Consider the following 17,707-nt stretch of genomic DNA (forward strand, 5'->3'; position numbering starts at 1 on the left):
CCCGACGGTGTCCGCCGGACCGCAGCGTCCCGAGGAGGATCAGGTCGAGACGTACCCGATGATCACGACGACGCTGTAGGCGAGCCAGCCGACGGAGCAGGCGAGACCGACGAACCCGGTCACGAGGCCGGTGAGGGCGCGGCCTCGGCCCTGCGGCTCGCGACGCCTGGCCCCGAATCCGAGGACGATGGCCGCGATCGACAGGGGGAAGCCCCAACCGACGAAGACCGACACGACGAGCCCGACGAGACCGGTGATGAGCGACCAGGTGCTCCGTGAGGTCCCGGTCGACGCGGCAGTGGTCTGCGTCTGCGACTGCTGGTACGCGGCGTAGCCGCCCTGGCTCGGTGCCTGGTAGACCGCCGTCGGCACCGTCTGGAGATAGGTCGCGTGATCGCCCTGCCAACCCGCCGGTGGAGGGGAGGCCTGGCCCTGGGGCTGGTACGGCTGCTGAGGTTGGTAGGGCTGCTGCTGGCCCTGGGGCTGGTACGGCTGCTGGGGCGCGTACGGCTGCTGCTGGCCCTGCGGCGCGACAGCCTGCTGGGAGGGCTGCGGCGGCTGGTACGGCGACCAGGGCTGCTGGGCCTGCGGCTGGTGAGGAGGCTGCTGCCCCCACTGCTGCTGCGGCTGCCCGATGGGCTGCTCGGCCTGCGGCGGGCGCGACTGCCCGTCCACTGCACCGTCCTGGTGCTGAGGTCGTCCGTCGGGGTGCTCGTGCTGATCCATCGCCGCTCCTTCGATCCGTGACCGGGTACCGGCCAATCCTATGCGCCGACGTCCGCGCACCCGGTCGACGGCCGGGAGACGGCTGGTCGAGCGGTCAGTACACGTGGATCTCGGTGACCGGCAGGGTCGAGTCGGCGCCGAAGTCGAGCGAGGACGGCTCGTGCCCGGCGGAGATGAGCTGCGCGGCGAGTGCGGCGATCATCGCACCGTTGTCGGTGCAGAGTTGCAACGGCGGGATGCGGAGTTCGATCCCGGCCGAGGTGGTGCGTTCGGCGGCCACCTCGCGGAGCCGCGCGTTCGCGATGACGCCGCCCCCCAGCAGCAGGCGGGGCACGCCGAGCTCGGTGCACGCTCTGACCGCCTTCGAGACGAGCACGTCGACGACGGCCTCGCGGAAACTGGCGGCGACGTCCGCGACGGGGACCGGCTCCCCCGCGTCCTGCTTCGCCTCGACCCAGCGTGCCACGGCCGTCTTCAGGCCGGAGAAGGAGAAGTCGTAGCGATGCCGCTCCATGTCCTTCGGCAGGCTGAGTCCGCGGGGGAAGCGGATCGCCTTCGGGTCGCCGCCGACGGCCGCACGGTCGATCTGCGGCCCGCCCGGGTAGGGCAGGCCCAGAATGCGCGCGACCTTGTCGAAGGCCTCGCCCGCCGCGTCGTCGATGGTCTCGCCGAGCAGTTCGACGTCCGACACGAGGTCCCGCACGAGGAGCAGCGAGGTGTGCCCGCCGGACACGAGCAGGGCGATCGTCGGGTACTCGATCGCCCCGTCTTCGGAGTCGAGGACGTCCGCGCCGACGTGACCGACGAGGTGGTTCACGGCGTACAGCGGTTTGCCGAGGGACACGGCGAGCGCCTTCGCTGCGCCGACGCCGACCATGAGTGCGCCGGACAGGCCGGGGCCACTCGTCACCGCGACCGCGTCGAGGTCGGCCAGGGCGATGCCGGCCTCGGCGAGCGCCGCCGTGAGCGTGGGCTCGAGGGCCTCGAGGTGGGCGCGAGCGGCGACCTCCGGGACGACGCCGCCGTACCGCGCGTGCTCGTCCATGCTCGAGGCGATGGTGTTCGCCAGCAGGTGGTGTCCGCGGACGATGCCGATCCCGGTCTCGTCGCAGCTCGTCTCGATGCCGAGGACGAGCGGTTCTGCTCGGTTCACGCGATGCTCCCGGGGTGCTGGTCGGTCTGGTCGAGCGGGGACTGGCCGTGGGCGGGCATGGGCGGCCTCGGCTGGACCGTGAGTCGCATGACGATGGCGTCGACGTCGTCCGGCTGGTAGTAGCCGGGGCGGATGCCGAGTTCCTCGAAGCCGAGACTCCGGTACAGCGTGATCGCAACGGGGTTGTCGGCCCTGACCTCGAGGAAGACCTGGGTGACGTCCTGCTGCCTGGCCTGCTCGATGAGCGCCTGCATGAGGAGTCGTCCGAGTCCGCGTCCTCTGGCGTGCCCGGCGACGGCGATGGTCTGGATGTCGGCGTCGTCGGACCGGGACGGTGCGAAGAGTCCGCCGTAGCCGGCGAGTGTCGCGCCGTCGGCGTCGACCTCCGTCGCGACGAGGTAGTACCCGTGCGGCGACGACAGTTCGGCGCGCATCATGTCCGCCGACCAGGCGTCGTTCACGAAGACGGTGTGCTCGAGCTCCATGATCGCGTCGAGGTCGGTGACACCCGCGCGGCGCAGCGACCAGCTCACGCCGTCACCCGCTTGGCGCCCGCGGACATCGTGACGTCGGGCGAGCGGAGGTACAACGGCTCCTCCCCCGCGAATCCGCCATCGGTGGCGAGGAGTGCGGCGGCGACCTGCCCCAACGCCCCGGCCGGGACGACGAGCGCGTCGAGGCGCACGGATTCGGTGGTCGGGAGGTCGTCGGGTTTCGCGAGGGCCGGCCCCTGGACGCGGACCGGGAGGGCGGCTGCGTCGAGTCCGGCGTAGCTCGTCCAGTAGCGTTCGCGACGGCGGGCGTCGGTGACCACGAGGAGCGTCGCATCGGGTGCGGCGTAACCGGAACGGTAGGCGTCGAGCGCGATCGCATCGTGGCTCACCACGGGGTGCACCGGGAGGCCTGCGCCGATCCCGAAGCTGCGGGCCGCGGCGATCCCGATCCGGAGTCCGGTGAACGGCCCAGGGCCCATGCCCGCGACCAGCCCGGTGAGCGCGGCGACCTCGATCCCGGCGTCGTCGAGGCATCCGGCGATGAGCGTCCCGATGACTTCGGCATGCCGCATCGGGTCGTCGGAGGACCGTTCGGCCAACACCTCGCCACCCAGGGTGACGACGGCGACGCTCGAACCCGCGGATGTATCGATCGCCAACAGCACGTCGTCCAGCCTACCCGGCGTCGATGGCGGGGTGCCGCGAGAGCGTGAGGGTCCGGCGCTCGATCGGCTCCTCGCCGGCATCGTCCGTCGCGGGTTCGTCGCCGGCTCCGGTCGGACGCTCGATGACGAGCTCGAACCAGGTGGGGACCACGCCGTCGAGCAATCCGGCCCCCCACTCGACGACGACGACGGATCGGGCGAAGTCGATGTCGAGGTCGTCGAGTTCGAGAGCCGAGCCGAGCCGGTAGGCGTCCACGTGGACGAGCGGCGGACCACCGACGAGGCTCGGGTGCGTCCTGGCGAGCACGAAGGTGGGGCTGGTGACGGGGCCGCGGACCCCGAGGCCCTCGCCGATGCCTCGCGTGAGCGTCGTCTTGCCCGCTCCGAGCGGCCCGGTCAGGACCAGGAGCTGCCCTGCACGCAGTTCCATGCCGAGGCGGACGCCGTACGCGTGCATCTCCTCGGGCGTCGCCACCTCGACGGCGCCCGGTGCGAGGACGTGATCGGTCATGACCGCTCCCTGGTCGTCCGGACCACGCGCGGTCCGATCCGGGTGACGAGTTCGTAGTTGATGGTGCCGGCGGCCTCCGCCCACTCCTCGACGCGGGGTGCGCCGGACGCCGGGTCGCCGAAGAGCACGGCGTCGTCGCCCACGGCGACCGCGTCGTCGCCGACGTCGACGACGAACTGGTCCATCGCGATCCGCCCGCACACCCGGTAGCGGCGTCCGTTGATGACGACCGGACCGGCGTTCGAGGCGCTCCGCGGCACACCGTCGGCGTATCCGAGCGGGATGAGGGCGAGCGTCGTCGCCGTGCTGGTCCGGTAGCTGTAGTCGTAGGACACCCCGGCGCCCGGTTCGACCCGACGCACGGCGGCGACCGTCGCCCGGAGGGTCATGACGGGCCTGAGGCCGAAGGCGTCGGCCGAGCGGTCGGCGTCCTCGGTGGGTTCGAAGGGCGAGAGGCCGTACACCGCGAGTCCGAGGCGGACGGCGTCGAAGCGGAGGGAGGGCTCGCCGAGCGCTGCCGCCGATGCGGCGAGGTGCAGACTCCGTGGCGCGAGACCGGCCTCCGTGGCGAGGGCGACACCGCGTTCGAACCGGACAGCGGCGGCCCGGTCGTCGGCGGTGGAGGTGTTGGAGACGTGCGAGAACAGCCCGTCGACCCGGACGAGCCCCGCAGCCTCAGCGGCTGAGGCGGCTCGGAAGAGCTCCGGCCAGTCGGCTTCGGCCGCACCGTTCCGGCTGAGTCCGGTCTCCAGTTTGAACTGGACGACCGGCACGACGGACGGCCGATCCCGAGCGGCCTCGATCACGCGCTCGAGCTGCGCCACCGACGACAGACCGAGGTCGATCCCGGCATCGAGTGCGGCGCCGAACGCAACCTGCGGGCCGTGCAGCCAGGCGAGGATCGGTGCCGTGATCCCGGCGGCACGCAGCGCGACGCCCTCCATGATGTCGGCGACTCCCAGGCGATCGGCCCCGGCCTCGATCGCCGCGCGGGCGATCGCCTCGGCACCGTGCCCGTAGGCGTCGGCCTTGACGACGACGATGAGTTCACCGACGCCCGTCAGCTCGCGCAGGCGACGGACGTTGTGGCGCAGGGCGTCGAGGTCGATGATCGCCTCGCGGGTCGGGCGCTCGTCGACCTCGGACACGGGCGTCATCCTTCCCGCTCCGCGACGACGAACGCGACGGCGACCCCGGCGTCGTGCGTCATGGTCAGGTGCATGCTCGTGATCCCCCGCTCGGCCACCACACCCGCCGTGACGCCGGACAGCGCGAAATCGGGCTTCCCCTCCGGGCCGTTCACGATCGCCATCTCCTGCCACCGGATACCGTCCGAGGAACCCAGTGCCTTGATGAGCGCCTCCTTGGCGGCGAACCGTCCGGCGAGGGACCGCAGCGGGAGGTCGCGTTCCGACGGGACGAAGAGCCTGGCCAGCAGGTTCGGGGTGCGCGTGATCGCCCGTTCGAACCGTGCGAGGTCGACCAGGTCCACCCCGATGCCGATGATCATCCCTCTACTCTACGGCCGTCGTGTGCGGCCTGGAGGCTCGCTCGACGGGCCACCTCGGACCCCGCGGACCGTCCCTACTCGACCGTGACGGACTTCGCGAGGTTGCGCGGCTGGTCGACGTCGAGGCCCTTCGCCGTCGCGAGCTCCATCGCGAAGATGTGCAGCGGGATGACGGCGAGCAGGGGCTCGAACAGCGGACCGGCGAGCGGGATCGGGATGACCTCGTCGGCCGAGGGCAGGACGGCGGCGTCGCCCTGCTCCGCGATCGCGATGACCCGGGCACCGCGTGCACGGATCTCCTCGATGGTCGAGATGACCTTCGGGTGCAGGATCGCCGAGCCACGTGGGCTCGGGACGACGACGAAGACGGGCTGGCCCGGCTCGATGAGGGCGATCGGGCCGTGCTTGAGCTCGCCACCGGCGAAGCCTTCAGCGTGGATGTACGCGAGCTCCTTGAGCTTCAGCGCGCCCTCGAGCGCGATCGGGTACCCCACATGGCGTCCGAGGAAGAGCACGGCCCGGGAGTCGGCCATCCAGTGCGCGAGCTGCGCGATCTTCTCGGAGGCCCCGAGGATGCTGGCGATCTTGTCGGGCACGCCCTGCAGCTCCTCGACCTGCGACGCCAGGAACGCCGGCGTCTGCGTGCCGCGCACCCGCGCGAGGTGCAGCCCGAACAGGTACAGCGCCGTGATCTGGGCGGTGAACGCCTTCGTGGACGCGACCGCGACCTCGGGCCCCGCGTGGGTGTACACCACGGCGTCCGACTCACGCGCGATCGTGGCGCCCTGCGTGTTGCAGATCGACAGCGTCTTCGCGCCGGACTCGCTCGCGAAACGCACCGCCATGAGCGTGTCCATGGTCTCGCCCGACTGGCTCACCGAGATGACGAGCGTGCGCGCGTCGATGACCGGGTCGCGGTAGCGGAACTCGTGGCTGAGCTCCACGGTGACCGGGATCCCGGCCCAGCGCTCGATCGCGTAGGTGCCGACCGTGCCGGCGTAGGCGGCGGTGCCACACGCGATGATCACGATGCGGTCGATGTCGAGGAAGAGCTCGTCGAGTCCGGCGAGTTCGGGGATGACGACCTGGCCGCCCTCGACCCGCCCGCGGATCGTGTTCGCGACCGCGTCGGGCTCCTCGCTGATCTCCTTCGCCATGAAGCTCGACCAGCCGCCCTTGTCGGCCGCCGAAGCGTCCCACTGGATCTCGAACGGCTCGGTCACCACGTGGTTGCCGGAGAAGTCGGTGACCGTCACGTCGTCGGGCGTGATGACGACCATCTGGTCCTGGCCGATCGCGACCGCGCGCTGGGTGTACTGCACGAACGCGGCGACGTCCGACCCGAGGAAGTTCTCGCCGTCGCCGAGCCCGATGACGAGCGGCGAGTTCCGACGCGCGCCGATGACGACGCCGGGCAGGTCCTGGTGCATGGCGAGCAGCGTGAAGGCGCCGTCCAGGCGAGCGACGACGCGGCGGAAGGCCTCGGTGAGGTCGCCGGTGGAACGGTACTCGCGGCCGATGAGCACGGCGGCGATCTCGGTGTCGGTGTCGCTCTCGAAGGTGAAGCCGTCCGCGAGGAGTTCCGCTCGCAGCTCGGCGAAGTTCTCGATGATGCCGTTGTGGATGAGCGCGAGGCGCCCTTCGTCGCCGAGGTGCGGGTGCGCGTTGCGGTCCGTCGGTCCACCGTGGGTCGCCCAACGGGTGTGACCGATACCGGTCGAGCCCGGCGCGATGGGGTTCGCGGCGAGGTCCTCGGTGAGGACGGCCAGCTTCCCGGCGCGCTTCCGGGTGTTCAGTGAGCCCGTCGCGTCGAGCACGGCGATCCCGGCGGAGTCGTACCCCCGGTACTCGAGCCGCTTGAGTCCGCCCATGAGGACGTCCACCGTCTTGTCGTTCCCGACGTACCCTACGATTCCACACATGTAGAGCAGCATAATCGCGCGATTTTGCGAGGATCCTGCACCAACCTCGAGGCGCCGACGCTCAGCGTGGGAGCAGGACGATGCTGCCGGGATCCAGCGGTTGCCGGGCCTTTCCCCTGCCGCTGCTCAGAGCTTGCGGAGCAGCACCGAGGACACCGTGTGATCGGAGTCCTTCCGCAGCACGAGCTTCGCGCGTGACCGGGTCGGGCGGATGTTGTCGATGAGGTTCGGTTCGTTGATGGAGCGCCAGAACCCGCGTGCCTGATCGGCCGCCTCCTCGTCGGAGAGCTCGGCGAACACGTTGAAGAAGGAGTTCGGGTTCGAGAACGCGCCCCGCTTGAGCGCCATGAAGCGGTCGACGTACCAGGACTCGATGTCGCGCGTCCGTGCGTCGACGTAGATGCTGAAGTCGAACAAGTCGCTGATCGCGAGTCCGCTGGCCGTCGCGGCCGGTTGCAGCACGTTCAAGCCCTCGACGATCAGGACGTCGGGGCGCCGGACGACGACCTGCGCCGTCGGGATGATGTCGTAGCGCAGATGCGAGTAGAACGGTGCCCGCACCTCGGCGGCGCCGCTCTTCACGGCGGTGATGAACCGCAGGAGCGCCCGGCGGTCGTACGACTCGGGGAAGCCCTTGCGATCCATGATGCCGCGCCGCTGGAGTTCCTCGTTCGGATAGAGGAAGCCGTCGGTCGTCACGAGCTCGACGTGCGGGGTGTCCGGCCAGCGCGACAGCAGTTCGCGCAGCAGCCGCGCGATCGTCGACTTGCCGACGGCGACGGAACCCGCCACGCCGATCACGAACGGCGTCCGGAGCGCCTGGTCGCCGAGGAACCGGCTCGTCGCGCGGCCGAGGTCCTGGGTGCCCTTCGCGTAGAGGCTCAACAGTCGGCTGAGCGGCACATAGACCTCTTCGACCTCACGCATGTCGAGACGGTCGCCGAGGCCACGGATCTGCACGACCTCGGTCTCGCTGAGCGGTGTGGCCGTCTCCGGAGCGAGTCGCGCCCATTCGGCACGGTCGATCTCCACGTAGGGCGTCGGCTGCCCGGAGGCACCACCCGTCGTCGTCGAAGTCATGCGATCACTCTTCCACAGCTGAGGTGCCGACCCGCCGCCGGACGACTCAGATGGCGAGTCGTTCGCGGACGACGTCGGCGAGGCGGTGCGCCAGGCGGTCAGCGGTCGGCTGGTCGGCCGCCTCGACCATGACGCGGACGAGCTGCTCGGTGCCGGACGGCCGCAACAGCACGCGTCCGTCGTCTCCGAGCTCTGCTTCGGCAGCCTGTACGGCAGCATCGACGACCTCGTCGCCGACGAGGCGCGTGCGGTCGACACCCGTGACGTTGACGAGGATCTGCGGATACACCTGCATCACCGCGGCGAGCTCCGCGAGCGTCTTCCCGGTGCGCGCCATCTCGGCCACGATGTGCAGGCCGGTGAGGATGCCGTCGCCGGTGGTCGCGTAGTCGGCCATGATGACGTGACCCGACTGCTCGCCGCCGAGCGAATAGGCGTTCGCGTTCATCGCCTCGAGGACGTAGCGGTCGCCGACCCCGGTCTGGACGACGTTGATGCCGTGCTCGCGCATCGCGACGTGCAGGCCGAGGTTGCTCATCACCGTGGCGACGAGCGTGTCGTCCTTGAGCCTGCCTCGCTCCTGCATCGAGACCGCGAGGATGGCCATGATCTGGTCGCCGTCGACGACCTTGCCCGCAGCGTCGACCGCGAGGCAGCGGTCGGCGTCGCCGTCGTGTGCGATGCCGAGGTCAGCACCGTGCTCGAGGACCGCCTTGGACAGGAGGTCGAGGTGCGTGGAGCCGACGCCGTCGTTGATGTTCATGCCGTCGGGGTCGTTGCCGATGATCGTGACCTTGGCCCCGGCGTCGCGGAAGGTCTCCGGCGACACTCCCGCCGCCGCGCCGTGCGCGCAGTCGAGGACGACATGGATGCCGTCCAGGCGGTTCGGGAGACTGCCGAGCAGGTGGAGGACGTAGCGGTCCTCGGCGTCGGCGAAGCGGATGATCCGGCCGACATCGGCGCCGGTCGGGCTGAGCTTGGGGCGGTCGAGGTACTCCTCGATCCGGCGTTCCACCGCGTCGGGCAGCTTCGTGCCGCCGCGGGCGAAGATCTTGATCCCGTTGTCGGGCGCAGGGTTGTGCGAGGCGGAGATCATCACGCCGAAGTCGGCGTCGATGTCGGCGATGAGGAACGCCGTCGCGGGCGTGGGCAGCACGCCGGCCTCGAGCACGTCGACGCCCGAGGACGCCAGGCCCGCCGCGACGGCGGCGGACAGGAACTCGCCGGAGATGCGCGGGTCGCGTGCGAGCACGGCGACCGGGCGCTTCCCGGCGGCACGGCGGGCCTCAGCACTACGGCCTTGCCCAAGCACCACTGCGGTGGCTTGGGCAAGGCCGAGAGCGAGGTCTGCCGTCAGGTCGGCGTTCGCGAGTCCGCGTACGCCGTCGGTACCAAACAGCTGAGGCATCGAGCTTCGCTTGTCCTGAGAGCGCTTAGCGCTTCGAGAACTGCGGAGCCTTACGGGCCTTCTTGAGTCCGGCCTTCTTGCGCTCCTTGACGCGAGCGTCACGGGAGAGGAAGCCGGCCTTCTTCAGGGTGGCGCGGTTGTTCTCCTCGTCGATCTGGTTCAGCGAGCGAGCGATGCCGAGGCGCAGCGCGCCGGCCTGGCCCGAGGGGCCACCACCGGAGATGCGTGCGATGACGTCGTAGCCGCCGGCCAGGTCGAGGACGGTGAACGGGTCGTTGATGAGCTGCTGGTGCAGCTTGTTCGGGAAGTAGTCCTCGAGCGTGCGGCCGTTGACCGTGATGGTGCCGCTGCCGGGGACGAGACGCACGCGGGCGATGGCCTGCTTGCGACGGCCGACGGCTGCGCCGGGGACGCTCAGCACGGCGCGAGGCGCGGTGACTGCTGCTTCAGGAGCCGACTCGGTGGAGTAGCTCTGCGGGGTCTCTTCGATGGAATCTGCGATGTTCGCCACTGTGTAATCCTTTTTTCTTGTCCGGTGCTTACTGGGCGACCTGGTCGAGCGTGAACGGCTTGGGCTGCTGAGCGGCGTGCGGGTGCTCGCTGCCCGTGTAGACCTTGAGCTTCTTCAGCTGGTCGCGGCCAAGCGTGTTCTTCGGCAGCATGCCGCGGATCGCCTTCTCGACGGCGCGGATCGGGTTCTTCTCGAGGAGCTCGGCGTAGGTGACGGCCGAGAGCCCGCCCGGGTAACCGGAGTGGCGGTAGGCCTTCTTCTGCAGGAGCTTGGCGCCGGTGAGGGCCACCTTGTCGGCGTTGATGATGATGACGAAGTCGCCACCGTCCATGTGGGGGGAGAAGGTCGCCTTGTGCTTGCCGCGCAGGAGCGCTGCAGCGTGGCTGGCCAGGCGGCCGAGGACCACGTCGGTGGCGTCGATGACGACCCAGTCGTGCGTGATCTCACTGGCCTTCGGGGAATACGTGCGCGTCACAATAGTGCTGCTTTCTGGTCGGAGTTGGTCGTTCGTGAATCCCGCTCCTGTTGGGTGTTCCGAACGGAACGCCCGAGGTGGAGGGCTCAACTTCGGGTACCGCACCGCAGAAGGCGCAGGCACCAACGGGAGAGTCTACGCGACGACGTCCCGGCGGTCAATTCCCGCCGGGAACCTCACTCGGCGCTCGTTTCCACGTGCTCGTGGCTCCGCCGCTGGCGGGTCTCGGCGGCCCGCGCGTGCAGCAGCCCGGGCTCGGGATACCCGACCTCGACGAGGGTGAGCCCGCGCGCCGGCATCACCCGGAAGTCGATCTCGCGCCGCCCACCGTCGCGGAGCCGGACGACCTCGTCGAGCGACATGCGCCCCTCACCCACGGCGACGCAGGCACCGACGAGCGCCCGCACCATGCTGTGGCAGAACGCGTCGGCGGTGAGGCTCGCTACGAGCACGCCGGCTTCGTCCCGCTCCCAGCTGAAGGACTGCAGGGTCCGGATGGTCGTCGCGCGCGGCCTCGGTTTGCAGTACGCCTGGAAGTCGTGGAGCCCCACGAGCGAGGTGGCTGCCCGGTGGAGCAGCTCGACGTCGAGCGACGTCGTCGTCCAGCTCGTCGTCCGCCGGAGGATCGGGTCCTTCCGGACGGCGGCGTCCGCGAGGCGGTAGCGGTAGTGACGCCAGACCGCAGAGAATCGCGCGTCGAAGCCCTCCGGCGCCGGTTCCGCCGTGTGGATCACGACGTCGCGGTCCATCCCGAGCACGCCGTTCAATCGACGTGCCAGGAGGGAGCTCGCGGTCTCGTTCCGCGGCGTACCGTCGTGGTACTCGGCGTGGCGCCCCTGCAATCGGGTGATCTTCGCGAGCTGTGGCTCGGTGAGGTCGAGGTGCGCCACCTGACCGGCCGCGTGCACTCCGGCGTCCGTCCGTCCGGCCACCACGAACCGTGGCATCGGCGGGACGGCCTTGCCGAGCACGCGGTAGAGCGCCTCCTCCAGGACCCCCTCGACCGTCCGGAGCCCCGGTTGCTTCGCCCATCCGGCGAAGTCCGTGCCGTCGTACGCGATGGCGAGCCGGAACCGCTGGGTCGGGAGGACGTCCGCTGGCGCGACCTGCTCAGCGCTCACGGACGTACGCCAGATCACGCGTCGTCGCGACGAAGCCCTGTCGTTCGTACAGCCCGAGTGCACCCGTGGGGCTGGCCGTGTCGACCTCCAGCGTCGCCCGCTCGAGGCCGGCTGCCTGGATCCGACGAAGCGCCGTGGCGAGCAGTGCCGGTGCGAGTCGTCGGCCACGCCAGTCGCGCACGGTCCCGACGAGGGCGATGTACGCGCTGGTGAACCCTTGCGCGGACCAGCTGTCCTCGTCCACCTCGACCAGCGTGAAGCCGACGACCCGTCCGACGTCGTCGATCGCCACCACCGAGAGGTCGGCTCGGAAGTGGGACCCGCCGACGAACTGCTCCCACATCGCCGGGACCGTCTCCAGGCTGCCCCAGTGATCCCGGAACGAGTCGTTCCGAGCCTCTCTCGTGCGTTCGGCCACGTCCGGGTGGTAGGCCTCGAGCCGGACACCGTCGGGCACGTCGATCTCGTCGACGGGCGCGGAGAGATCGCGTTCCATGATCGTGAAGTACCGCGCCACGGCGAAGCCGAACCGCTCCAACAGCCGAGCCGCCCCCGGGTTCCGTTCGTCGACGTAGGCACGGGACGAAGCCGGGGCGTCAGTCTCCACGGAAGCCAGCTGCTGCTCGGACCGTTCCATCGACCACGCGAGCACCGCTCGGCCGATCCCCCGCTCACGCCATGCGGGATGCACGCCGCCGAAGACGTACGAATACACGGACACGTCTCGTGACGGCGACAGGATCACCATCGCGTAGGCGACCAGCGTGCCGTCGGCTGCGATCGCCAGCAGGCTGTCCGCAGCCATGTCGATCCACGCGTGGTCGAACTGGTCCGCGATCTCGTCGCGGCTCGTCACCCGGTGGGGGTTGTCGAACGGATCCATGGCGCGGCACAGCGCCACGATGTCGTCGATGTCCGCGCGGACCGCCGGACGCCACTGGTCGACGTCGGGGTGCTGTGGCAGGGCCGGCTGGCCGGCCGGAACGGCGGGAGTGGTACTCATGTCTCCAGCCTAGGACACCGTCGCAGCGCCGCCAGGAACGACGGAACCCCGCTCTCCAGGTGGAGAGCGGGGTTCCGTTCGTGTGTCGCTGAACCTACTTGGCGTCCTTCGCGGGAGCCTCGTCGGTGGTCTCGCCGGCGTCGACGGACTCGCCGTCGGTCTCGGTCGCCTCGACGGCTTCCGTCGCCTCTGCGTCGGCCTCGACCTCGGCGGGGGTCTCCTCGGCCGGAGCCTCGTCGACCGGCGCTGCGGCGTGCTTCGCGGACTGCTTGGCCGGCTTCGCCTTCGGCGTGACGGGCTCGAGGACGAGCTCGATCACGGCCATCGGAGCGTTGTCGCCCTTGCGGTAACCGGTCTTGATGATGCGCGTGTAGCCACCCTGACGGTCGGCGACGAGGGGCGCGATCTCCGTGAAGAGCTCGTGGACGACGCTCTTGTCGGTGATGGTCGCGAGCACCCGACGGCGGGCGTGCAGGTCGCCGCGCTTCGCGAAGGTGATCAGGCGCTCAGCGAGCGGACGCAGGCGCTTCGCCTTGGTCTCGGTGGTCTGGATGCGCTTGTGGGTGAACAGCGCAGCAGCGAGGTTGGCGAGCAGGAGACGCTCGTGGGCAGGTCCGCCTCCGAGGCGGGGTCCCTTGGTGGGAGTAGGCATTCTTGTCTCTCTTCAGGTTGGAAAGTCGTCAGGTGGATCGCGTGCTAGGAGACGGTCTCGTCGTCGTAGCCGCTGTAGAAGTGGGCGCCGTCGAACCCGGGAACCGAGTCCTTCAGGGAGAGGCCCATTTCGGTGAGCTTGTCGCGAACTTCATCCACCGACTTCTGTCCGAAGTTGCGGATGTTCATGAGCTGCGTCTCCGACAGCGCGACGAGCTCGCTGACGTTGTTGATGCCCTCGCGCTTGAGGCAGTTGTACGAGCGCACGGAGAGGTCGAGGTCCTCGATCGGGATCGAGAGCTCGCCCGGCAGCACGGCGTCGACCGGCGCGGGGCCGATCTCGATGCCCTCTGCGGCGGTGTTGAGCTCGCGAGCCAGGCCGAACAGCTCGGTCAGCGTGCGACCGGCCGACGCGATGGCGTCGCGCGGCGTGATGGCCGGCTTCGACTCGACGTCGACGACCAGGCGGTCGAAGTCGGTGCGCTCACCGGCACGAGTCGCCTCGACGCGGTAGGTCACCTTGAGGACGGGCGAGTAGATCGAGTCGACGGGGATCTGACCGGCCTCGCTGAACTCGTTGCGGTTCTGCGTGGCCGACACGTAGCCACGGCCACGCTCGATCGTGAGTTCGAGCTCGAACTTCGCCTTGTCGTTGAGGGTCGCGATGACGAGGTCCGGGTTGTGGACCTCGACGCCGGCCGGAGCCGAGATGTCGGCTGCGGTGACCTGGCCTGCGCCGGTCTTGCGGAGGTACGCCGTGATCGGCTCGTCGTGCTCGCTGGAGACGACGAGGCCCTTGATGTTCAGGATGATCTCGGTGACGTCTTCCTTGACACCGGGGATCGTGCTGAACTCGTGCAGCACGCCGTCGATGCGGATGCTGGTGACGGCTGCACCCGGGATGGACGACAGCAGGGTGCGACGGAGCGAGTTCCCGAGGGTGTACCCGAAGCCTGGCTCGAGCGGCTCGATGATGAACCGGCTGCGGAACTCCGAGATGGATTCTTCGGTGAGCGTAGGGCGCTGTGCGATGAGCACTATGGATTCCTTTCGGCTAAGTGTCCGCTATATGACACTTGCGTTGGCGAGGTAGTGAATGGTGTTCGCTGGCCCTGGTCACCAGGACCATGCCGTGATCCGTCCGCGGCGATCGGACGATCGCTACGGACGGATCACGGCCGGTGAACCGAAGGAATTAGACGCGGCGACGCTTCGGGGGGCGGCAGCCGTTGTGTGCCTGAGGCGTGACGTCGTTGATCGAGCCGACCTCGAGGCCCGCGGCCTGGAGGGAACGGATCGCGGTCTCGCGGCCGGAGCCGGGTCCCTTGACGAAGACGTCGACCTTCTTCATGCCGTGCTCCTGCGCCTGACGCGCAGCCGACTCGGCGGCGAGCTGTGCGGCGAACGGGGTCGACTTACGCGAACCCTTGAAGCCGACGCCACCGGACGAAGCCCAGCTGATGACCGCGCCCGAGGGGTCGGTGATCGAGACGATCGTGTTGTTGAACGTCGACTTGATGTGGGCCTGGCCCACGGCGATGTTCTTCTTTTCCTTCTTACGCGGCTTCCGAACGGCCGACTTTGGTGCTGCCATGAATATCTCCTGAGTCCTATGACGAGGCGACTAGGCGGGGCCTAGCGAGCCTTCTTCTTGCCGGCGACGGTGCGCTTCGGGCCCTTGCGGGTGCGCGCGTTGGTCTTGGTGCGCTGGCCGCGGACCGGAAGTCCACGACGGTGACGGATGCCCTGGTAGGACCCGATCTCCACCTTGCGGCGGATGTCGGCGGCGACCTCACGGCGGAGGTCACCCTCGACCTTGAAGGTGCCCTCGATGTAATCGCGCAGGGCGATCAGCTGGTCATCGGTGAGATCCTTCACGCGGATGTCTCCGCTGATGCCGGTGTCGGCGAGGGTCTTGAGTGACCGCGTGCGGCCAACACCGTAGATGTACGTCAGTGCAACTTCCACGCGCTTGTCGCGTGGGATGTCTACGCCGGCGAGACGTGCCATGGTGGCTTCTCCTAGGAGTTGTGGAGGTGTGGAGCAGTTCCGGTGCTCGGGCCTCCGACCCGAGGTGTCACCCGCGGCGCACGATGTGCTGCGGGATCTGGAACTGCCGTTAGAGGGGTGGTGCTGTGTTGCTCAGGGCTGCGTGCTGCAGGTCCTCTGAGATCAACCCTGGCGCTGCTTGTGGCGCGGGTTCTCGCAGATGACCATGACGCGGCCGTTGCGACGGATGACCTTGCACTTGTCGCAGATTTTCTTGACGCTGGGCTTGACCTTCATAGTTCTCTCTTTTCGCTGTCATCGTGCCGGGCCCACCACCGGGTGGTGGAGGCGCGTCCGGCCGTTACTTACAGCGCGACCTACTTGTAGCGGTAGACGATCCGACCACGGGTCAGGTCGTAGGGGGTCAGTTCCACGATCACGCGGTCCTCTGGGAGGATGCGGATGTAGTGCTGACGCATTTTGCCCGAAATGTGGGCAAGTACCTTGTGTCCGTTGGTCAGCTCAACGCGGAACATCGCGTTGGGCAGAGCCTCGACCACTTGGCCCTCGATCTCGATGACGCCGTCTTTTTTGGCCATAGCCTCACTGTCGCTCAGGTTGAGTCGCACTGGTCGTGCGGATGGATTGCGGTGCGGATGTCGGCTCGCCGAAGGCATGCAGAAAGCACCAAAGATCGATTCTATGCTATGTTTCCGGGTTTCGCCAACTCAACGTCGGCCACGACCTCTCAGTCGGTGCGGGAGAGCAGCGCGTCGTTGATCTGCGTCGTGAGACCGGCGTCCACCGCCAGCGCACGTCCGTCCACCGCATGCACCGGTGCCGCCAATCGGACGCTGGAGAGCAGCCACGCCGCTTCCGCGTCGAGCACGTCCTCCGGCGTCAGCATCCGGTACTCGTGCGCGAGCCCCTGCTCCTCGAGATGGGCCCAGAGAGCGAGCTGCGTGGTGCCGGGGAGGATGCCGCTCGACGGCGGCGGCGTCACGAAGGTCCCGTCGATCCGCACGACCACGGTGGAGGTCGGACCCTCGAGGACGAAGCCGTCGCTGCTGACGAAGAGCACGTCGTCCGCTCCGCGACGGTGCGCCTCACGGAGCGCGGCCATGTTGACCGCGTACGACAGCGTCTTGGCACCGGCGAGCAGCCACGGCGAACGCTGCTGCACGTCGCTCGGGAGGCCTCGGTCGAGCAGGACGACCTCGATGCCGTTCTCGCGCTCCGGAAACCCGTCAGCCGGCGTCGCCGAGACCCACGCGGTCGGGCGTCCGCCACTCCCCCGCGTCACGACGAGTCGGACGGCGCTCTGATCGACGTCGGGGAGTTCCGCGACCGCACGGGCGATGGCGAGCCGCCACTGTGCGTGGTTCGGCGCCGGCAGATCGAGGATCGCCGCCGACTCGGTCAGTCGATCGAGGTGCGCCTCGACCGACTGCGGGTGCCGGCCGACGACACCGATCGTCTCGAAGATCCCGTCCCCCCGCGCGGGGCCCAGGTCGAAGACGCTCAAGACGCCGGACCCGTCGCCGGCCGGCGTGATCGTGGCCGCGAGGTCGGCGTCGTCGACGACGGTGTCTGCGGGGAGGACGTCGAGAAGGAACACGATCGGCACGCTCATGCCGAGCAACTCTACCGGGACGTGCGAGGTCCGGACGGCGATCGGGCGGGCGGTCAGGCTGGACGGACCGGGGTGACGCCGAATGCGGCGAGGGCCGCGGCCCCGCCATCGTGAGCGGTCAGGACCCAGATGCCGTCGCGGTGCACGGCGACGCTGTGCTCCCAGTGCGCCGCCGAGCCACCGTCGAGCGTGGCGACCGTCCATTCGTCGTCGCGGACGAAGGTGTCGGGGCTCCCGGCGACCACCATGGGTTCGACGGCGACCACGAGTCCGGGTTTCACTTCGGGGCCGCGCTGGCGGACGCGGTAGTTGAACACCGGCGGAGCCTCGTGCATCGTGCGTCCGATGCCGTGCCCGACGTAGTCCGTGAGGATCCCGTAGGGCTTCCCCACGGGTGAGTGGTCCTCGACGTACTCCTCGATCGCGGCACCGACCTGGTTGAGGTGTCGGGCGGTCACGAGTTCGGCGATCCCGGCCCACAGCGAGCCCTCCGTCACCGCCGAGAGACGCTCGCGCTCGGTGACGAGCTCCGGGCGCGTGGGATCGGGTAGCACGATGGTCATCGCGGAGTCGCCGTTCCAGCCGTCGATCTCGGCGCCGCTGTCGATCGACACGATGTCGCCCGCCTGCAGCACGCGGGGTCCGGGGATGCCGTGGACCACGTCCTCGTTGACCGAGGTGCAGACCGTGTGGCGATAGCCGGGGACGAGCTTGAAGTTGGAGTGCCCGCCGGCCGCGACGATGGCCGCCTCGGCAGCCGCGTCGAGTTGCAGCGTCGTCACCCCGGGGGCGACGAGCGCACGTACCGCATCGAGCGAGGCCGCAGTGGCCAGCCCCGGCGCGATCATGGCGCGG

22 protein-coding genes are annotated in these 17,707 nt (G+C 69.3%); all 22 read right to left on the reverse strand.

Features of this window, described 5'->3' with window-relative positions; translation table 11 throughout:
- Positions 1-39: 39 nt before the first annotated feature.
- Positions 40-726, reverse strand: coding sequence for a DUF4190 domain-containing protein (locus AC4PMY_RS04065; RefSeq protein WP_491622065.1), 687 nt, complete (start codon positions 724-726; stop codon positions 40-42).
- Positions 727-820: 94 nt separating this feature from the next.
- Entirely contained in the window at positions 821-1,879 is a 1,059-nt protein-coding gene (gene tsaD / locus AC4PMY_RS04070) for a tRNA (adenosine(37)-N6)-threonylcarbamoyltransferase complex transferase subunit TsaD (protein ID WP_491622066.1), read from the reverse strand.
- Positions 1,876-2,412: a ribosomal protein S18-alanine N-acetyltransferase gene (gene rimI, locus AC4PMY_RS04075; RefSeq protein ID WP_491622067.1), complete on the reverse strand. Its 537-nt coding sequence runs from the start codon at positions 2,410-2,412 to the stop codon at positions 1,876-1,878. Before rimI ends, tsaD begins: the two co-directional genes overlap by 4 nt.
- Positions 2,409-3,038 (reverse strand): tRNA (adenosine(37)-N6)-threonylcarbamoyltransferase complex dimerization subunit type 1 TsaB, encoded by a 630-nt coding sequence (tsaB, locus tag AC4PMY_RS04080; RefSeq protein ID WP_491622068.1) that lies wholly within the window; start codon positions 3,036-3,038, stop codon positions 2,409-2,411. The genes rimI and tsaB overlap by 4 nt, the downstream gene beginning before the upstream one ends.
- A 10-nt stretch (positions 3,039-3,048) precedes the next feature.
- A complete protein-coding gene (gene tsaE / locus AC4PMY_RS04085; RefSeq protein ID WP_491622069.1) occupies positions 3,049-3,549 on the reverse strand; it encodes a tRNA (adenosine(37)-N6)-threonylcarbamoyltransferase complex ATPase subunit type 1 TsaE in 501 nt (166 codons plus the stop codon).
- Positions 3,546-4,706, reverse strand: coding sequence for an alanine racemase (gene alr, locus AC4PMY_RS04090; RefSeq protein ID WP_491622070.1), 1,161 nt, complete (start codon positions 4,704-4,706; stop codon positions 3,546-3,548). Before alr ends, tsaE begins: the two co-directional genes overlap by 4 nt.
- Positions 4,703-5,059, reverse strand: coding sequence for a holo-ACP synthase (locus AC4PMY_RS04095; RefSeq protein ID WP_064296680.1), 357 nt, complete (start codon positions 5,057-5,059; stop codon positions 4,703-4,705). The genes alr and AC4PMY_RS04095 overlap by 4 nt, the downstream gene beginning before the upstream one ends.
- Before the next feature lie 74 nt (positions 5,060-5,133).
- Entirely contained in the window at positions 5,134-6,981 is a 1,848-nt protein-coding gene (gene glmS / locus AC4PMY_RS04100) for a glutamine--fructose-6-phosphate transaminase (isomerizing) (protein ID WP_064296748.1), read from the reverse strand.
- 126 nt (positions 6,982-7,107) lie between these two features.
- Positions 7,108-8,061, reverse strand: coding sequence for a type I pantothenate kinase (gene coaA / locus AC4PMY_RS04105; RefSeq protein WP_064296681.1), 954 nt, complete (start codon positions 8,059-8,061; stop codon positions 7,108-7,110).
- A 46-nt stretch (positions 8,062-8,107) separates the two neighbouring features.
- Positions 8,108-9,469, reverse strand: coding sequence for a phosphoglucosamine mutase (glmM, locus tag AC4PMY_RS04110; protein WP_064296682.1), 1,362 nt, complete (start codon positions 9,467-9,469; stop codon positions 8,108-8,110).
- 25 nt (positions 9,470-9,494) lie between these two features.
- Positions 9,495-9,980 (reverse strand): 30S ribosomal protein S9, encoded by a 486-nt coding sequence (gene rpsI / locus AC4PMY_RS04115; protein ID WP_064296683.1) that lies wholly within the window; start codon positions 9,978-9,980, stop codon positions 9,495-9,497.
- Positions 9,981-10,008: 28 nt separating this feature from the next.
- Positions 10,009-10,455 (reverse strand): 50S ribosomal protein L13, encoded by a 447-nt coding sequence (gene rplM, locus AC4PMY_RS04120; protein WP_071259493.1) that lies wholly within the window; start codon positions 10,453-10,455, stop codon positions 10,009-10,011.
- A gap of 176 nt (positions 10,456-10,631) precedes the next feature.
- Positions 10,632-11,576 (reverse strand): tRNA pseudouridine(38-40) synthase TruA, encoded by a 945-nt coding sequence (gene truA / locus AC4PMY_RS04125; RefSeq protein ID WP_491622071.1) that lies wholly within the window; start codon positions 11,574-11,576, stop codon positions 10,632-10,634.
- Complete coding sequence (locus AC4PMY_RS04130; protein WP_491622072.1) at positions 11,566-12,579, reverse strand: GNAT family N-acetyltransferase; 1,014 nt, start codon at positions 12,577-12,579, stop codon at positions 11,566-11,568. The genes truA and AC4PMY_RS04130 overlap by 11 nt, the downstream gene beginning before the upstream one ends.
- Before the next feature lie 94 nt (positions 12,580-12,673).
- A complete protein-coding gene (gene rplQ, locus AC4PMY_RS04135; RefSeq protein WP_064296687.1) occupies positions 12,674-13,231 on the reverse strand; it encodes a 50S ribosomal protein L17 in 558 nt (185 codons plus the stop codon).
- 44 nt (positions 13,232-13,275) lie between these two features.
- Positions 13,276-14,268 carry a DNA-directed RNA polymerase subunit alpha gene (locus tag AC4PMY_RS04140; RefSeq protein ID WP_056008091.1) on the reverse strand — a complete coding sequence of 331 codons (993 nt, stop codon included), beginning with the start codon at positions 14,266-14,268 and terminating at the stop codon, positions 13,276-13,278.
- Positions 14,269-14,425: 157 nt separating this feature from the next.
- Positions 14,426-14,824 (reverse strand): 30S ribosomal protein S11, encoded by a 399-nt coding sequence (rpsK, locus tag AC4PMY_RS04145; RefSeq protein ID WP_056008094.1) that lies wholly within the window; start codon positions 14,822-14,824, stop codon positions 14,426-14,428.
- 41 nt (positions 14,825-14,865) lie between these two features.
- The gene (rpsM, locus tag AC4PMY_RS04150) at positions 14,866-15,240 is read right to left on the reverse strand and encodes a 30S ribosomal protein S13 (protein ID WP_064296688.1); all 375 of its coding nucleotides are present in this window, start codon (positions 15,238-15,240) and stop codon (positions 14,866-14,868) included.
- Positions 15,241-15,402: 162 nt separating this feature from the next.
- Entirely contained in the window at positions 15,403-15,516 is a 114-nt protein-coding gene (rpmJ, locus tag AC4PMY_RS04155; protein WP_021759549.1) for a 50S ribosomal protein L36, read from the reverse strand.
- An 80-nt stretch (positions 15,517-15,596) separates the two neighbouring features.
- Positions 15,597-15,818: a translation initiation factor IF-1 gene (infA, locus tag AC4PMY_RS04160; RefSeq protein WP_017885304.1), complete on the reverse strand. Its 222-nt coding sequence runs from the start codon at positions 15,816-15,818 to the stop codon at positions 15,597-15,599.
- 149 nt (positions 15,819-15,967) lie between these two features.
- Complete coding sequence (locus AC4PMY_RS04165) at positions 15,968-16,852, reverse strand: aminodeoxychorismate lyase (RefSeq protein WP_064296689.1); 885 nt, start codon at positions 16,850-16,852, stop codon at positions 15,968-15,970.
- Between the two features lie 53 nt (positions 16,853-16,905).
- Complete coding sequence (gene map, locus AC4PMY_RS04170) at positions 16,906-17,700, reverse strand: type I methionyl aminopeptidase (protein WP_064296749.1); 795 nt, start codon at positions 17,698-17,700, stop codon at positions 16,906-16,908.
- Positions 17,701-17,707 lie beyond the last annotated feature (7 nt).

Source organism: Plantibacter sp. MDV22-iso1 (assembly GCF_058408345.1).

Excerpts from the sequence above, each read along its gene's own strand:
- AC4PMY_RS04165 (WP_064296689.1), bottom strand. The coding sequence starts at position 16,852 with ATGAGCGTGCCGATCGTGTTCCTTCTCGACGTCCTCCCCGCAGACACC.
- rpsM (WP_064296688.1), bottom strand. The coding sequence starts at position 15,240 with ATGGCACGTCTCGCCGGCGTAGACATCCCACGCGACAAGCGCGTGGAA.
- infA (WP_017885304.1), bottom strand. The coding sequence starts at position 15,818 with ATGGCCAAAAAAGACGGCGTCATCGAGATCGAGGGCCAAGTGGTCGAG.
- rpmJ (WP_021759549.1), bottom strand. The coding sequence starts at position 15,516 with ATGAAGGTCAAGCCCAGCGTCAAGAAAATCTGCGACAAGTGCAAGGTC.
- coaA (WP_064296681.1), bottom strand. The coding sequence starts at position 8,061 with ATGACTTCGACGACGACGGGTGGTGCCTCCGGGCAGCCGACGCCCTAC.
- AC4PMY_RS04095 (WP_064296680.1), bottom strand. The coding sequence starts at position 5,059 with ATGATCATCGGCATCGGGGTGGACCTGGTCGACCTCGCACGGTTCGAA.
- AC4PMY_RS04130 (WP_491622072.1), bottom strand. The coding sequence starts at position 12,579 with ATGAGTACCACTCCCGCCGTTCCGGCCGGCCAGCCGGCCCTGCCACAG.
- rplQ (WP_064296687.1), bottom strand. The coding sequence starts at position 13,231 with ATGCCTACTCCCACCAAGGGACCCCGCCTCGGAGGCGGACCTGCCCAC.
- alr (WP_491622070.1), bottom strand. The coding sequence starts at position 4,706 with ATGACGCCCGTGTCCGAGGTCGACGAGCGCCCGACCCGCGAGGCGATC.
- map (WP_064296749.1), bottom strand. The coding sequence starts at position 17,700 with ATGATCGCGCCGGGGCTGGCCACTGCGGCCTCGCTCGATGCGGTACGT.
- rpsK (WP_056008094.1), bottom strand. The coding sequence starts at position 14,824 with ATGGCAGCACCAAAGTCGGCCGTTCGGAAGCCGCGTAAGAAGGAAAAG.
- AC4PMY_RS04065 (WP_491622065.1), bottom strand. The coding sequence starts at position 726 with ATGGATCAGCACGAGCACCCCGACGGACGACCTCAGCACCAGGACGGT.
- glmS (WP_064296748.1), bottom strand. The coding sequence starts at position 6,981 with ATGTGTGGAATCGTAGGGTACGTCGGGAACGACAAGACGGTGGACGTC.
- glmM (WP_064296682.1), bottom strand. The coding sequence starts at position 9,469 with ATGCCTCAGCTGTTTGGTACCGACGGCGTACGCGGACTCGCGAACGCC.
- tsaE (WP_491622069.1), bottom strand. The coding sequence starts at position 3,549 with ATGACCGATCACGTCCTCGCACCGGGCGCCGTCGAGGTGGCGACGCCC.